Genomic DNA, 15,758 nt, shown 5'->3' with positions numbered 1-15,758 from the left:
GTTGCCCCTTGTCGGTTGGCTTGTGGTGGTGCCGCCGCCCCGCCCGCGCATGCTGAGCAGCACGGACGGGGCGCGGCGACCGGCTGGGATTACCAGCGGTAGTGCGCGAAGGCCTTGTTCGACTCGGCCATCTTGTGCATGTCCTCGCGGCGCTTGACCGCGGCACCGAGGCCGTTCGAGGCGTCGAGGATCTCGTTCATGAGGCGCTCGGTCATCGTCTTCTCGCGGCGGGCGCGCGAGTAGTCGGTGAGCCAGCGCAGGGCCAGGGTCGTCTGGCGCACGGGGCGCACCTCGACCGGGACCTGGTACGTGGCACCGCCGACGCGGCGCGAGCGGACCTCGAGCGAGGGGCGCACGTTGTCGAGCGCGCGCTTGAGCACGACGACCGGGTCGCCCTGCGTCTTCTCGCGCACGCCCTCGAGCGCGCCGTAGACGATCGACTCCGCGACGGACTTCTTGCCGTCGAGGAGGACCTTGTTGATCAGCTGCGTGACGACCGGCGACCCGTAGACCGGGTCGGAGATCAGCGGCCGCTTCGGGGCCGGACCCTTACGAGGCATCAGCCCACCTTCTTCGCGCCGTAGCGGCTACGCGCCTGCTTGCGGTTCTTGACGCCCTGCGTGTCGAGGGCACCACGGACGATCTTGTACCGGACACCCGGGAGGTCCTTCACACGGCCGCCGCGGACGAGCACGATCGAGTGCTCCTGCAGGTTGTGGCCGACACCGGGGATGTACGCGGTGACCTCGACCTGGCTCGAGAGACGGACGCGGGCCACCTTGCGGAGGGCCGAGTTCGGCTTCTTCGGGGTCGTGGTGTAGACGCGGGTGCACACACCGCGTCGCTGGGGGGAGCCCTTGAGGGCGGGCGTCTTCGACTTGTTCGTCTTCGCCTGCCGGCCCTTGCGGACCAGCTGCTGGATCGTAGGCACTACGTCTCCGTCTGTTGGATGAGCTCTGGTCGACCGGACCCGTCACCCTGGACGGCCGGCAAGTGCGGGGGTCGTCGCCCGTCGCGCGACTACGTCCCTGGTCTCGAGTCCCGCACCGACCCCCGCGCCCGGGCGTGTCGCCCCGGCCTTCCGCGGCGCTCCCCGTCCGGTGTTCCGTGACGGAGGTGACGCGGTGGAGGGGGAACCACCCGGTGCTCCCGACCCGCTCCCCCGCGTCAGCGAGGGCACGTCCGAGTGCACGCATGAGGGCCCGACGGCGCGGGCACGGTGTCCTACGTTACCTGGGCCCCCACGGGAGCGTCAAAGAGACGGCGCTCACCCGCCCACGGTACCCGCGGACCGGCGCGCGCTCATCCCGAGCGATCCCCCGCCCCCGCCGCACGACGCGGCCGGCGGCCGAGGACGCCCGAGGGGGCCCGCCGCGGACGGCGGACCCCCTCGGGTCGGAGAGGCTGGGACCTCAGCGGAAGTCGCCGAAGTCGATGTCCTCGAGCGGGATCGCCTCGCCCGAGCCGAGGCCCAGGGCGGGGAAGTCGATCTCGTCGTAGCCGAAGGTCGGGTACAGCTCGGCCTTCGCCTCCTCGGTCGGCTCCACCGTGATGTTCCGGTAGCGGGGCAGGCCCGTGCCGGCGGGGATGAGCTTGCCGAGGATGACGTTCTCCTTGAGGCCCAGGAGCGGGTCGGAACGACCCGACATCGCAGCCTCGGTGAGGACGCGCGTCGTCTCCTGGAAGGAGGCCGCCGACAGCCACGAGTCCGTCGCGAGCGACGCCTTCGTGATGCCCATGAGCTCGGGACGACCCGACGCCGGCTGACCACCCTCGGACACGGCCTTGCGGTTCGCGTCCTCGAACCGGCCGCGCTCGGCGAGCTCGCCGGGCAGCAGGTCCGTCGTGCCGGAGTCGAGGACCGTCACGCGCCGCAGCATCTGCCGCACGATGACCTCGATGTGCTTGTCGTGGATGTCCACGCCCTGGGAGCGGTAGACCTCCTGCACCTCGTCGACCAGGTGCTTCTGCGTGGCACGCGGGCCGAGGATGCGCAGCACCTTCTTGGGGTCGACGGCGCCCTGGACCAGCTGGGTGCCGACCGCGACGTGGTCGCCGTCGTTCACCAGCAGGCGCGAGCGCTTCGTGATCGGGTAGGCGATCTCCTCCGAGCCGTCGTCGGGCGTGAGGACGATGCGCCGCGAGCGGTCACCCTCCTCGATCGCGATGCGGCCCGAGAACTCCGCGATGGGCGCCTCACCCTTGGGGGTGCGGGCCTCGAAGAGCTCCTGGACACGCGGCAGACCCTGCGTGATGTCGTCGGCCGAGGCCACACCACCGGTGTGGAACGTCCGCATCGTCAGCTGGGTGCCGGGCTCACCGATCGACTGCGCCGCGATGATGCCGACGGCCTCGCCGATGTCGACGAGCTTGCCCGTCGCGAGCGAACGGCCGTAGCACTTCGCGCACGTGCCGACGCGCGACTCGCAGGTGAGCACGGAGCGCACCTTGAGCGTGTCGACGCCCGACTCGAGCAGGCGGTCCAGGAGGACGTCGCCGACGTCGTCACCGGCGTGGCCGATGAGCTCGCCGTCGACCTCGATGTCCGTCGCCAGCGTGCGCGAGTAGACGCTCGTCTCGACCTTGTCGTGACGACGCAGCCCGTCCGTTCCCGGGACGCCGATCGGCATCGTCAGGCCACGCTCGGTGCCGCAGTCCTCCTCGCGGACGATGACGTCCTGCGAGACGTCCACCAGACGACGCGTCAGGTAGCCCGAGTCGGCGGTCCGCAGAGCGGTGTCCGCCAGACCCTTGCGGGCACCGTGCGTCGCGATGAAGTACTCGAGGACGGACAGGCCCTCGCGGTAGTTCGCCTTGATCGGGCGCGGGATGATCTCGCCCTTCGGGTTGGCGACCAGACCACGCATGCCCGCGATCTGGCGGACCTGCATCCAGTTGCCACGCGCACCCGAGCCGACCATGCGGTACACCGTGTTGCGGGCAGGGAAGTTCTCCTGCATCGCCTTGGCGACCTTGTCCGTGGCCTGGGTCCAGATCTCGATGAGCTCCTGACGGCGCTCGTCGTCCGTGATCAGACCCTTGTCGTACTGGCCCTGGACCTTGGCGGCCCGCGCCTCGTGCTCCTCGAGGATGTCCTTCTTCGCGGCCGGGGTCGCGACGTCGGAGATCGAGATCGTCACGCCGGAGCGCGTCGCCCAGCGGAAGCCGGCCTCCTTGAGCGCGTCGAGGGACGCCGCGACGGCGACCTTCGGGTAGCGCTCGGCGAGGTCGTTGACGATCGCCGAGAGGCGCTTCTTGTCGACCACGCCGTTCTCGTACGGGTAGTCGACCGGCAGCAGCTCGTTGAAGAGCGCACGGCCGAGCGTCGTCTCGAACAGCAGCGTGTCGCCCTCGGACCAGCCCTCGGGGGCGTCGTCCTCGGACAGCACCAGGTCGTCGAACCGGATCTTCACGACCGCGTTGAGGTCGAGCGTCCCCTGGTCGAACGCCATGATCGCCTCGGAGACCGAGCTGAACGCGCGGCCGGCGCCCTCCGCACCCTCGAGCCGGTCCGACGTCAGGTGGTACAGGCCGATGATCATGTCCTGCGAGGGCATGGTCACCGGACGGCCGTCCGACGGCTTCAGGATGTTGTTGCTCGAGAGCATGAGGATGCGGGCCTCGGCCTGCGCCTCCGCGCTCAGGGGCAGGTGGACGGCCATCTGGTCACCGTCGAAGTCCGCGTTGAACGCAGCGCAGACGAGCGGGTGCAGGTGGATCGCCTTGCCCTCGACGAGCTGCGGCTCGAACGCCTGGATGCCCAGACGGTGCAGCGTGGGCGCACGGTTCAGCAGCACCGGGTGCTCGGTGATGACCTCCTCGAGCACGTCCCACACGACCGGGCGGGCGCGCTCGACCATGCGCTTGGCCGACTTGATGTTCTGCGCGTGGTTGAGGTCCACGAGCCGCTTCATGACGAACGGCTTGAAGAGCTCGAGCGCCATCTGCTTGGGCAGGCCGCACTGGTGCAGCTTGAGCTGCGGGCCGACGACGATGACCGAACGGCCCGAGTAGTCGACGCGCTTGCCGAGCAGGTTCTGGCGGAACCGGCCCTGCTTGCCCTTGAGCATGTCGGAGATCGACTTCAGCGGACGGTTGCCGGGGCCCGTGACCGGGCGACCGCGACGGCCGTTGTCGAACAGCGAGTCCACGGCCTCCTGGAGCATCCGCTTCTCGTTGTTGACGATGATCTCCGGCGCGCCCAGGTCCAGGAGCCGCTTGAGGCGGTTGTTCCGGTTGATGACGCGGCGGTACAGGTCGTTCAGGTCCGACGTGGCGAAGCGGCCGCCGTCGAGCTGGACCATCGGGCGCAGGTCCGGCGGGATGACCGGGACCGCGTCGAGGACCATGCCCGTCGGCGAGTTGTTCGTCGTGAGGAACGCGTTGACGACCTTCAGACGCTTGAGGGCACGCGTCTTGCGCTGGCCCTTGCCCGTCTTGATGATCTCGCGCAGGTTGTCGGACTCCGCCTCGAGGTCGAACGCCTCGAGACGCTTCTGGATCGCCGCGGCGCCCATCGAGCCCTCGAAGTAGTTGCCGTAGCGGTCCTGCAGCTGGCGGTAGAGCAGCTCGTCGCCCTCGAGGTCCGCGACCTTGAGGTTCTTGAAGCGGTCCCACACGTTCTCGAGACGCTCGAGGTCCGCGTCCGCACGCTTGCGGATCTGGGCCATCTCACGCTCGGCCGAGTCGCGGACCTTGCGGCGCGCGTCGGCCTTGCCGCCCTCGGCCTCGAGCTCGGCCAGGTCGGTCTCGAGCTTGAGCGCGCGGGCGTTGATGTCGTTGTCGCGGCGGTCCGCGATCTCCTTCTTCTCCAGGTCGATCTCGTTCTGGAGGTTCGGGAGGTCCTCGTGCCGGCCCTCCTCGTCGACCCACGTGATCATGTAGGCCGCGAAGTAGATGACCTTCTCGAGGTCCTTGGGCGCCAGGTCGAGCAGGTAGCCCAGACGCGACGGCACACCCTTGAAGAACCAGATGTGCGTCACCGGGGCGGCGAGCTCGATGTGACCCATGCGCTCACGGCGCACCTTGGAGCGCGTGACCTCGACACCGCAGCGCTCGCAGATGATGCCCTTGAAGCGGACGCGCTTGTACTTGCCGCAGTAGCACTCCCAGTCCCGGGTGGGACCGAAGATCTTCTCGCAGAACAGGCCATCCTTCTCCGGCTTCAGGGTCCGGTAGTTGATGGTCTCGGGCTTCTTCACCTCACCGTGCGACCACGCACGGATGTCGTCGGCCGTGGCCAGGCCGATGCGCAGCTCGTCGAAGACGTTGACGTCGAGCAAGGGGTCCTACTTCCTTCGCTTGCCGGGTCCGTGTGAGGCCCGGCGGACGGAAATGGTGCATGGGGTGCGGGCGCTGTCGCGGGCGGCGGGGCCGCCCGCGACAGGCTCGTCGTCAGATCTCTTCGATGCTGCTGGCGTTGGGGCGACGCGACAGGTCGATGCCGAGCTCCTCCGCGGCGCGGTAGACCTCGTCGTCGTTCTCCTTCATGTCGATCGAGACGCCGTCGGACGACAGCACCTCGACGTTCAGGCAGAGCGACTGCATCTCCTTGAGGAGGACCTTGAAGGACTCCGGGATGCCCGAGTCGGGGATGTTCTCGCCCTTGACGATCGCCTCGTACACCTTGACGCGGCCGGGCACGTCGTCGGACTTGATGGTGAGGAGCTCCTGCAGCGTGTAGGCGGCGCCGTACGCCTCGAGGGCCCACACCTCCATCTCGCCGAACCGCTGACCACCGAACTGCGCCTTACCACCCAGCGGCTGCTGCGTGATCATCGAGTACGGGCCGGTCGAGCGCGCGTGGATCTTGTCGTCGACCAGGTGGTGCAGCTTGAGGATGTACATGTAGCCGACCGCGACCGGGTCCGGGAACGGCTCGCCGGAGCGGCCGTCGAAGAGCCGGGCCTTGCCGTCGGGCTGGACCATCCGGTCGCCGTCACGGTTGGGCAGCGTCGAGCCGAGCAGACCGGTGAGGGTCTCCTCCGGCACACCGTCGAAGACCGGCGTGGCGACCGGGTTGCCGGCCGGGGACGAGGCCGCGACCGCGGGCACGCCCTCCTTCCACTGCACGTCGCCCTCGGCCAGCTCGATGTCCCAGCCCTGCTTCGCGACCCACCCGAGGTGCGTCTCGAGGACCTGCCCGACGTTCATACGACCGGGCACACCCAGCGGGTTGAGCACGACGTCGACCGGCGTGCCGTCCGCGAGGAACGGCATGTCCTCGACGGGGAGGATCTTCGAGATGACGCCCTTGTTGCCGTGACGGCCGGCGAGCTTGTCGCCGTCCGTGATCTTGCGGCGCTGCGCGATGTACACGCGGACCAGCTCGTTCACGCCGGCGGGCAGCTCGTCGCCGTCCTCACGGCTGAACGTGCGCACCTCGATGACCGTGCCGGACTCGCCGTGGGGCACCTTGAGCGACGTGTCGCGGACCTCGCGCGCCTTCTCGCCGAAGATCGCGCGGAGCAGGCGCTCCTCGGGGGTCAGCTCGGTCTCACCCTTCGGGGTGACCTTGCCGACGAGGATGTCGCCGGCCGCGACCTCGGCACCGATGCGGATGATGCCGCGCTCGTCCAGGTCCGCAAGGACCTCCTCGGAGACGTTCGGGATGTCCCGCGTGATCTCCTCGGGGCCGAGCTTCGTGTCGCGGGCGTCGACCTCGTGCTCCTCGATGTGGATCGAGGACAGGACGTCGTCCTGCACGAGGCGCTGCGACAGGATGATCGCGTCCTCGTAGTTGTGGCCCTCCCACGACATGAACGCGACGAGCAGGTTACGGCCGAGCGCGAGCTCGCCCTCGTCCGTCGCCGGGCCGTCGGCGAGCACCGAGTTGACCTCGACGCGCGCGCCCTGCTCGACCAGCACGCGCTGGTTGTAGGACGTGCCCTGGTTCGAGCGGCGGAACTTCGCCACGCGGTACGTCGACGTGGTCGCGTCGTCGTTGGCGACGACGATGAGGTCGGCCGACACCTCGGTGACGACACCCGGCTTCGTCGCGACGATGACGTCGCCCGCGTCGACCGCCGCACGACGCTCCATGCCGGTGCCGACGAGCGGCGCCTCGGAGCGGACCAGCGGCACGGCCTGGCGCTGCATGTTCGCACCCATGAGGGCGCGGTTCGCGTCGTCGTGCTCGAGGAACGGGATCAGGGCCGTCGCGACCGACACCATCTGGCGCGGGGAGACGTCCATGTAGTCGATGTTCTCGCCGGTGACGTACTCGATCTCGCCACCCTTGACGCGGACGAGGACGCGGTCCTCCTCGAACGTGCCGTCGGCCTCGAGCGGCGCGTTGGCCTGCGCGATGACGTGGCGGTCCTCGTCGTCGGCGGTGAGGTAGTGCACCTCGTCCGTGACGCGGCCGTCGACGACCTTGCGGTACGGCGTCTCGACGAAGCCGAACGGGTTGATCCGCCCGAACGACGCGAGCGAGCCGATCAGACCGATGTTCGGACCCTCAGGGGTCTCGATCGGGCACATGCGGCCGTAGTGCGACGGGTGGACGTCACGGACCTCCATGCCGGCGCGGTCGCGCGACAGACCACCCGGGCCGAGGGCCGACAGACGACGCTTGTGCGTCAGGCCCGCGAGCGGGTTGTTCTGGTCCATGAACTGCGACAGCTGGCTCGTCCCGAAGAACTCCTTGATGGAGGCCACGACGGGGCGGATGTTGATCAGCGTCTGCGGCGTGATCGCCTCGACGTCCTGCGTCGTCATGCGCTCGCGCACGACGCGCTCCATCCGGGACAGGCCCGTGCGGACCTGGTTCTGGATGAGCTCGCCGACCGCACGGATGCGACGGTTGCCGAAGTGGTCGATGTCGTCGGTCTCGACGCGCACGTCGATCGCCTCGCCGGCACGCGTGCCGGGCAGCGTCTGCAGGTCGATGTGCAGCGACGCGAGGTACTTGATCGTCGCGACGACGTCCGCGAGCGACAGGACGGAGTCCGCGAGGGGCGCGTCCTGGCCGAGCTTCTTGTTCAGCTTGTAGCGGCCGACCTTCGCGAGGTCGTAGCGCTTCGGGTTGAAGTAGAAGTTCTCGATGAGCGCGCGGCCGGCCTCGACGGTCGGCGGCTCGCCCGGGCGGATCTTGCGGTAGAGGTCGAGCAGCGCCTCGTCCTGCGTCTGGACGTGGTCCTTCTCGAGCGTCTCGATGACGGCCGGGTACGCCGCGAACTCCTCGCGGATCTCCGCCTCGGACATGCCGAGCGCCTTGAGCAGGACGGTCGCGTTCTGCTTGCGCTTGCGGTCGACGCGGACGCCGACGTTGTCGCGCTTGTCGATCTCGAACTCGAGCCACGCACCACGGCTCGGGATGACCTTGGCGGTGAGGATGTCCTTGTCGGACGTCTTGTCCGCCTGGCGCTCGAAGTAGACGCCCGGCGAGCGGACGAGCTGCGAGACGACGACGCGCTCGGTGCCGTTGATGATGAACGTGCCGCGCTCGGTCATGAGCGGGAAGTCGCCCATGAAGACCGTCTGGCTCTTGATCTCACCGGTCGTGTAGTTGACGAACTCCGCGGTGACGAACAGCGGCGCGGCGTACGTGAAGTCCTTCTCCTTGCACTCCTCGGCCGTGTACTTCGGCGGCTCGAAGCGGTGCTCGCGGAACGAGAGGGACATGGAGCCGCCGAAGTCCTCGATCGGCGAGATCTCCTCGAAGATCTCCTCGAGACCGGCGGTCTCGGGGACGTCCTGACGACCGTTCTCCAGCGCGGCGGCCACGCGGGCCTGCCAGCGCTCGTTGCCCAGCAGCCAGTCGAAGCTCTCGGTCTGCAGGCCGAGCAGGTCGGGGACCTCGAGCGGCTCGTGGATCTTGGCGAAGGAGATACGACGGGATGCGGTGCGGTTCGCGATGGCGTCAGCGGTCGGTGCAGAAGGGGTGCGCGAGGCAGCCAAGAGGGGTCCTTCCCTGCGGATCGTGTGCACGCTGCGCAGGTCAGGCGGGGCGCGATCCCCCGGCCGTGCGAGCTGCGGAACCGTCGCGCACGTACGACGTCCACTGCTCGGGTTATACGGGATCGCGGGCACAGGCCAGCGCAAAGCGCTAGCATACTCAACCGGCATGGGAAAGTCCACCCGGCGTCGGCCGGGTTCCGCGTCGTCGTCGACGCCGTCCCGGCTTCTCGCTCACGCGGGCGACTCGCCCGCGTCGACGACCACGCTGTCGTCGCGGCACATGGTGGCACACGTCACCCTGACCGCGAAAGCGGAGCAGGTGAGAGCGGGCGTACGACCACCCGCCCTGTACCCGACCCGCCCCCGGCATCCCTCGACCCATCCGGCGCGCCGTCGGCTGCGAACCCCCCTCGCACCACATCGCACGCGGTCCCGCGGGACCGCCCGGGCGGGGCCACGCGCCCCGGGAACGAGGCAGCCATGTCGCAGTCCCCCAACCGCATCGTCGGGACGGTCTTCGGAGCCGTCTACCTGCTCGTCGGCGTCGCCGGCTTCTTCGTGACGTCGGGCGTCGGCTTCGCGTCGACCGAGGGCGAGCCGCTGATCCTCTTCGAGGTCAACCCGCTGCACAACATCGTCCACCTGCTCATCGGCGCCGTGCTGTTCTTCGCGGCACGCTCCTCGGTCGCCGCGTCCCGCGCCGCCAACACCGGCGTCGGCGCCGTCTACCTGCTCGTCGGCGTCCTCGGCCTGTTCCTCGTCGGCAGCGGCGCGAACATCCTCGCCCTCAATGGCGCCGACAACGTGCTGCACTTCGCGAGCGCGGTCCTGCTGCTCGGCGTCGGTCTCGGCGCCGACCGCACCGCCTCGGCGCGGGCGACCGCATGACGACCGCGTCCGCCGCCCTCGCCGCCCGGCCCGCTGCCGGGGGGCTGGGGCGCGTCGCGGGCGCGCACGCCCCGGACCGGGTGGCGGTCGAGTCCCCCGCCGCGGTCGTGCTGCGCGTCGGGGCCGCCGACGCGACGCTCGGCGCCGGGCTGGTCCTCGTCGCGCTGGGCGCCGAGCACATGGGCCACGCACCCGTCGTCGCGGTCGCGGCCGTCGTGCTCGGCCTCGCGCAGCTCGTCTGGGCGTGCGCGGCCCTGCGCGGGCCCGTGCCGCTGCCGCGTGCCGCGCTGGCGGTGCTGCTCGTCGGCGGTGCGGGCTGGCTCGTGGTCCAGCCGACGACGGGCGAGCCGCTCGGGCACGCCGACGCCGCGGTCGCGGGGCTGCAGGTCGGCGCGGCGCTGCTCGTCGCGGGCGGGCTGCGTCTCGCGCGCGACGGAGGTGCGCGCAGGCGGGCGCCCGTGGGCGCGCTCGTGCAGCTCGCCGCGCTCGTCGTCGGCGCGGGGCTCGTCGCGGTCGTCACGGTCCCGGCGCTCGCCGCCACCGACGCGGGCGCGCACGCGCAGCCGCACGGCTCGCACGGGCTCCCCGACCTGCCCGGTCTCGGCGGGCACGCCGGCCACCCCTGAGGCCGCTCCCCCGGCCTCCCCGTCGTACCGCGCCGGGGGACGACGAAGGCCGCACCCCTCGACGGGGTGCGGCCTTCGTCGTGCAGTGCGCCTCCGGCTGCCGGTCGCAGGACCGGGCCGGAGTCAGATCACTTGAGGGTGACCGTGGCGCCGGCGCCCTCGAGCTGCGCCTTCGCCTTCTCGGCGGCCTCCTTGTTGACACCCTCCAGGACGGCCTTGGGGGCCTCGTCCACCAGGTCCTTGGCCTCCTTGAGACCGAGGGACGTGAGGGCGCGCACCTCCTTGATGACCTGGATCTTCTTGTCGCCGGCCGCCTCGAGGACGACGTCGAACGAGTCCTTCTCCTCCTCGGCCTCGGCCTCGGCGCCCGCGCCACCGGCGGCGGGGGCCGCGGCGACGGCGACGGGGGCGGCGGCGGTGACCTCGAAGACCTCCTCGAAGGCCTTCACGAACTCGGAGAGCTCGATCAGCGTGAGGCCCTTGAACTGCTCGATGAGCTCGTCGGTGCTGAGCTTCGCCATGATGGCGTTCCTTTCGTCGGGTGCCCGGTCAGCCGTGCCGGCTGCCGAAGCAGATGTGGGGGTGTGCGCGACGCGTGACCGCGAGGGTCAGGCGGCTGCGCCTTCCGACTCCTGCTTCTGGCGCAGGGCATCGATGACACGGGCGGCCTGGGCGGTGTTCGCGGTGAAGACGTAGGCAGCCTGGTAGAGCTTGGCCTTCATCGCACCGGCCGCCTTGGCCAGGAGCACCTCGCGGGACTCGAGGTCCGCGAGCTTGGTGACCTCCGCGGCGGTCAGGGCGCGTCCGTCGAGGACACCGCCCTTGATGACCAGCGCGGGGTTCGCCTTGGCGAAGTCACGCAGACCCTTCGCGGCCTCGACCGGGTCGCCGGTGACGAAGGCGATCGCCGACGGGCCCTTGAGCGCGTCGTCGAGGCCCGTCAGGCCGGCTTCCTTGGCCGCGATCGCGGTCAGCGTGTTCTTCACCACGGCGTAGGTTGCGTTACCGCCGAGCGCCTTGCGCAGCCGCTTGAGCTGCGCGACGGTGAGCCCGCGGTACTCGGTCAGCACGGCCGCGTTGGACTCACGGAACCGGTCCGTGAGCTCTGCGACAGCGGCTGCCTTGTCCGGCCTCGCCATGGCAATCCTTCCGATGGTGGTGCCACCGGTCTGCACCCCGACAAACGAAAGAGCCCCGCGCAGGCGCGGGGCTCGACGTCAGGACGCGGCGGGGCCGGTCCGTCGGGGAACTCTCACCTGCGCTGGCCTCCGCTGCTGCGGGACTTCGGTCGAGGTCACGGAACGTGACGCCGACGACCGGCGGTCTTGGGCCCGATAAGACTACGACACGTCCCCCGCGCCACCCAAATCGCGTGCGCCGCACGGTCGCCCGGTCGGTCAGGGCGCCGGGTCGGTCAGGGCGCCGGGTCGGTCAGGACGCCGAGTCGGTCAGGACGCCGGGTCGGTCAGGACGCCGGGTCCGGTCGCACCGTCACGCGGGGTCAGACCGGTGCACCGAAGCACATGAGCGGCGCGACGGTCCCCGTGCGGTCGGCGTCCTCCGCAACCGCGGTCGCGACCGCGCGCGCCACGGGAGCCCCCTCGCGCAGCAGCACGTGCGTCCGCGTCATCACGCGCATCGCCGTCTCGTCCGGCAGCGGGGCGATCGCCGCCACCACGCAGCCGACCCCGCGACGCAGCAGGACGCTCGCCATGCCGAGCGCCTCACCGCCCGCCCGCACCGACGCGCGGCCGACCTCGCAGCTCGACAGCACCACGAGGTCCGGTGTCTGCGCACCCGCGTCGAGCTCGTGCGCGAAGAGCGGACCGTCGGCGAGGCGGACCGACGAGAACAGCGGGTTGTCGGGCTCGTGCCGGCCGTGCGCGGCCAGGTGCACGACGCCCGGCGACCCGAGCAGCGCGATCATGCGCGCGACCGTCGCGTCGGCGCCGACCACCGCCTCGCCGTCGGGCCAGAGGGCCGCGACCTCGCGCACCTCGTCGTCGGCGTGCCGCAGGCCCGGACCCGCCGCGGCGGTCACACGACCCGGCATCGCGCCGACCGTCCCCGTGTACCGGACCCAGTGGTGCACCGACGGGGCGACGACGGTCGGCAGGCCGGCGCGCGCCGCGAGCATCGACCACGGCAGCGCCGCGAGCCAGCCGGTCGCGACCACGACGAGCTCGTCGGGGGCGCCCAGCAGCGGCGCCAGCCGAGCCTCCATCGCCGCGAGCCCGTGCCGCAGCGCGCGCTGCGCGACCTCGCGCAGCTCGACCGGGACCAGCGGGTTCGCGGTGACCTCGAGGTCCGCGTGCACGCGGCGCACCAGCTCGGACAGCTCCGCGGCCGGCCCGAGGCGGTGCAGCTCGGTGCGGTGCGCGGTGACCGCGACCGCGAGCAGCTCACCCCGGTGCACGCCGATGTCCACGAGCGTGCTGCCCGGCCGCCCGGCGAGCAGGCGCCGCACCTCCGACGCACGCCCCGGACGCTCGTCACCCGCCTCGCCCCGCTCGTGCCACGAGCGCGCGAGGATCTCGTGCTTGAGGCGCTGCGCCTCCCGGAACGCGCGCGCCCGCTGCGGGTCCGCGCTCGCGCGGCCGATGACGCCGCGGCTGTCGTCGATGAGCCGTCGGAGCTGCGACAGGAGCGCGGCCGACTCCGGGTCGCTCGGCGGGTTGACCCGCGGCGTCCCGCCGATCACCGCGCGGATCCGCTCCGCCGCGTCCAGCAGCGCCGTCGCGCGGCCCGTCGACAGCGCGAGCTCGACGTCGAGCGACGCGAGGGCCCGCCCGTGCACCGCGCCCGCCGTCCGCAGGTCCAGCGACCCGAACCGGGACCGGTGCAGGGCCAGGTCTCGCTGCCCCGCGTGCACGAAGCGCGCCGCCCTCGCCCGGTCCCCCGCCGCCTGCGCGAGCTTCGCGCGGATCCAGCGGCCGTGCAGCCGGACCGAGATCGGGTCGCTCCCCCGCACCGTGCCGAGCTGCTCGAGCAGCGCCTCCGGGTCGTCGAGCGCGCCGCGCGCCAGGTCCGCCTCGATCCGCACGTACGCCGCACCGACCTCCCACGCCGTGCGGCCCGACGCCCGGCACGTCGCCTCCAGCCGGCCCGCCCTGCGCGACAGGCCCGCCCACAGCGCCCGCGTCGCCGCGTCCGCCGGCGCCTGCGCGTACGCGACCGCGTCGACCTGCAGCCCCAGCAGCGCCGCCCGCACGACCCACGCGTCCTCGCGCCGGCGACGGAACCGTCGCTCCGCCGACGCCGCGAACCTCCGGGCCGCCGCGACGTCACCCCGCAGCAGCGCGCACTCCGCGCGGCCCAGCTCGCACTCCGCGACGTCGCGCACCCGGTGGTGCTGCTCGAACGACGCCGCCGCCTCCGCGAGCGCCTGGTCCGCCACGCCGACCAGCCCCGCCTCGAGGAGCACGCGCGCGCGGTCCAGGAGCGCCGTCGGCCGGGGCGGCCCCGGCAGGATCCGCGCCGCCGCCTCCATGCGCGCGAGCGCGTCCGGCAGGTTCCCGGCGACGAAGTCCAGGTAGCCGAGGTTGTGCTCCGCCTTGAACGTCAGCAGCTCGAAGCCCGCGCGCCGCGAGCGCCGCGCGCACTCCGCGTAGTCCGCCCGCGACAACGACACGTGGTGCATGTCCGAGTGCAGGACCCCGCGGTTGAGCAGCACGCGGCACGCGTCGATCGGGTCCGCGTCGTCGATCGACGCGACCGCCTCGTCGAGCCAGTGCAGCGCCTCGTGCTGACGGCCCGCCCGCAGCGCGAGCAGCCCGCGCAGCCCCGCGACCGCCGGCACCAGGCCCGCCCAGCCACGCGCCGGGTCCCGCTCGTGCTCGACGAGCATCGCGTCGAGCTCGTCGAGCGCCGGACCCGGGGCGCCGCGCGTCTCGAAGTCCGCCTTCGCGAGCTCGACGAGCGCGCGCGCCCGCAGCCGCACGACGTCCGGCGACCCCGGCAGGGCCTCCAGGTCGTGCAGCAGCGGGCGCAGGCGTCGGCGGGCACGCGTCGGACGACCCTCGGCGTTCTCGGTCTCGGCGCGCACCAGCGCCTCGGCGAGGACGTCGACGGTGGGCGGCCCGGCGGCCGCCGGGCCGCCCGGGTCCGACATCGGTGCCTTAGAGCTCGATCTGCGGGGTCACGATGGGCACCTGCGGCTCCTCCGGTCGCCGCAGGACGAGCCGCGCGGGGCCCCGCTCGACGTCGGAGAACGAGAAGCGGCCGTCCGCGTCGGACGTCACCGTCGTCACGTCACCGGACTGGTGCAGCTCCACCGAGAGCTCGCTCGCCGGTGCGGCCCAGCCGTCGACCCGCACGCGGTCCGCCTCCGGGTGCACGGAGATCATCACCGTGAGCACGTCCGTCGTGAACGTGATCGTGCCGGCCTCGATGCTCGTCTCGTCCGCACGGACCGCGAGCGCCGGCTCGCCGACCAGGTGCAGCTCCGCGAGCTCGGCGTGCAGCGCCTCGATCGTCAGGGCCATGCCGATCCGGTCGACCAGGCCCGCCGGGACCGGGTCGGACGCGCCGACCAGCGACGCGAGCTGCTGCAGGATCTCCACGTCGGCCACGTCCAGCGAACCCGCGGCGACCAGGGCGAGGGTGCTCTCGTCGGTGCTCATGACATGCTCCAGGCGGGGTCGTTGGAGAGGGCGAGGCGGAGCTTCGCGAGACAGCGGCCGCGGGTCGGGCCGATGCTCCCGACCGGCATCCCGAGCGCCCGGGACACCACCGTGTAGTCGGGCCGGTCGACCAGCGCGACCAGCCCCAGGAGCCGGCGGCAACGGTCCGGCAGCGTGCCGACGTGCTCCCAGAGCACCCGGTCCCGCTCGGAGCGCACCGCGACGGTGTCCGGCCGGTCCTCGGCCGGGGCCGAGAGCCAGTCGGTCACGTGCTCGTCCTGCTCGTGCCGCACCAGGTCCTCGCGGGTTCGCCGCACCGCACGCCACGCCGCCCGCTTCGCGGTGACGAGCATCCACTGCAGCGTCGCCCGCGGGTCGCGGATCGACTCGATGTCACGCACGAGGGTCAGCCAGACGTTCTGCACGATGTCCTGCGCCTGCTCCGCGTCCACGCCCTGAGCGCGGACCGTGTGCCACAGCAGGGGCGTCATCACGTGCACGAGCGCCGCCAGCGGCGCCCTGTCGCCGTCGCGGTACGCGACCACGGCCCGGGCGGCCTGGTCGGCCAGCCCTTCTCCCTCGCGGAGCGCGGCGTCCACCGGCTCCACCAGGTCGTCACTCATCATGGACCCCTCACAGGCTGGCCTCGTCGGGCGGCCGCGCCCCTGACACAGTAGGGCGGCCCGGACAACCCCGACAAGGACGACACGGACAGCTGACC

At 71.7% G+C, this 15,758-nt stretch carries 11 protein-coding genes; 2 read left to right on the top strand and 9 right to left on the bottom strand.

All coding sequences use genetic code 11. The features are described 5' to 3' along the window. Window positions 1-89: 89 nt before the first annotated feature. The 4 genes from rpsG to rpoB form a co-directional block, all read right to left on the bottom strand. The gene (rpsG, locus tag KOV94_RS03515) at window positions 90-560 is read right to left on the bottom strand and encodes a 30S ribosomal protein S7 (protein WP_013770161.1); all 471 of its coding nucleotides are present in this window, start codon (window positions 558-560) and stop codon (window positions 90-92) included. Next, a complete protein-coding gene (rpsL, locus tag KOV94_RS03510; RefSeq protein WP_013770160.1) occupies window positions 560-931 on the bottom strand; it encodes a 30S ribosomal protein S12 in 372 nt (123 codons plus the stop codon). The genes rpsG and rpsL overlap by 1 nt, the downstream gene beginning before the upstream one ends. A 481-nt stretch (window positions 932-1,412) precedes the next feature. Next, window positions 1,413-5,282, bottom strand: a complete 3,870-nt coding sequence (locus tag KOV94_RS03505) for a DNA-directed RNA polymerase subunit beta' (RefSeq protein WP_124343744.1) — start codon at window positions 5,280-5,282, stop codon at window positions 1,413-1,415. 112 nt (window positions 5,283-5,394) lie between these two features. Then, window positions 5,395-8,901 carry a DNA-directed RNA polymerase subunit beta gene (gene rpoB / locus KOV94_RS03500; protein WP_124344658.1) on the bottom strand — a complete coding sequence of 1,169 codons (3,507 nt, stop codon included), beginning with the start codon at window positions 8,899-8,901 and terminating at the stop codon, window positions 5,395-5,397. Window positions 8,902-9,381: 480 nt separating this feature from the next. Between rpoB and KOV94_RS03495 the strand changes: the two genes are divergently transcribed. After that, entirely contained in the window at window positions 9,382-9,789 is a 408-nt protein-coding gene (locus KOV94_RS03495) for a DUF4383 domain-containing protein (RefSeq protein WP_162352745.1), read from the top strand. Further along, a complete protein-coding gene (locus KOV94_RS03490) occupies window positions 9,786-10,415 on the top strand; it encodes a hypothetical protein (RefSeq protein WP_218051219.1) in 630 nt (209 codons plus the stop codon). Before KOV94_RS03495 ends, KOV94_RS03490 begins: the two co-directional genes overlap by 4 nt. A gap of 128 nt (window positions 10,416-10,543) precedes the next feature. Here KOV94_RS03490 and rplL read toward each other — a convergent pair whose 3' ends face one another. The 5 genes from rplL to KOV94_RS03465 all read right to left on the bottom strand — a co-directional run bounded on the left by rplL (window position 10,544) and on the right by KOV94_RS03465 (window position 15,660). Continuing rightward, window positions 10,544-10,936, bottom strand: coding sequence for a 50S ribosomal protein L7/L12 (gene rplL, locus KOV94_RS03485; protein WP_124342754.1), 393 nt, complete (start codon window positions 10,934-10,936; stop codon window positions 10,544-10,546). An 87-nt stretch (window positions 10,937-11,023) separates the two neighbouring features. Beyond that, window positions 11,024-11,554: a 50S ribosomal protein L10 gene (rplJ, locus tag KOV94_RS03480; protein ID WP_124342753.1), complete on the bottom strand. Its 531-nt coding sequence runs from the start codon at window positions 11,552-11,554 to the stop codon at window positions 11,024-11,026. Between the two features lie 362 nt (window positions 11,555-11,916). Beyond that, a complete protein-coding gene (locus tag KOV94_RS03475; protein ID WP_124342752.1) occupies window positions 11,917-14,526 on the bottom strand; it encodes a CHAT domain-containing protein in 2,610 nt (869 codons plus the stop codon). A gap of 7 nt (window positions 14,527-14,533) precedes the next feature. Continuing rightward, entirely contained in the window at window positions 14,534-15,037 is a 504-nt protein-coding gene (locus KOV94_RS03470) for a carboxypeptidase regulatory-like domain-containing protein (protein WP_124342751.1), read from the bottom strand. After that, window positions 15,034-15,660, bottom strand: a complete 627-nt coding sequence (locus tag KOV94_RS03465) for an RNA polymerase sigma factor (RefSeq protein ID WP_225915920.1) — start codon at window positions 15,658-15,660, stop codon at window positions 15,034-15,036. Before KOV94_RS03465 ends, KOV94_RS03470 begins: the two co-directional genes overlap by 4 nt. Window positions 15,661-15,758 lie beyond the last annotated feature (98 nt).

Source organism: Cellulomonas algicola (assembly GCF_019024305.1).
Taxonomy (GTDB): domain Bacteria; phylum Actinomycetota; class Actinomycetes; order Actinomycetales; family Cellulomonadaceae; genus Cellulomonas; species Cellulomonas algicola.
This window is presented reverse-complemented; position numbering and strand designations above follow the sequence as displayed.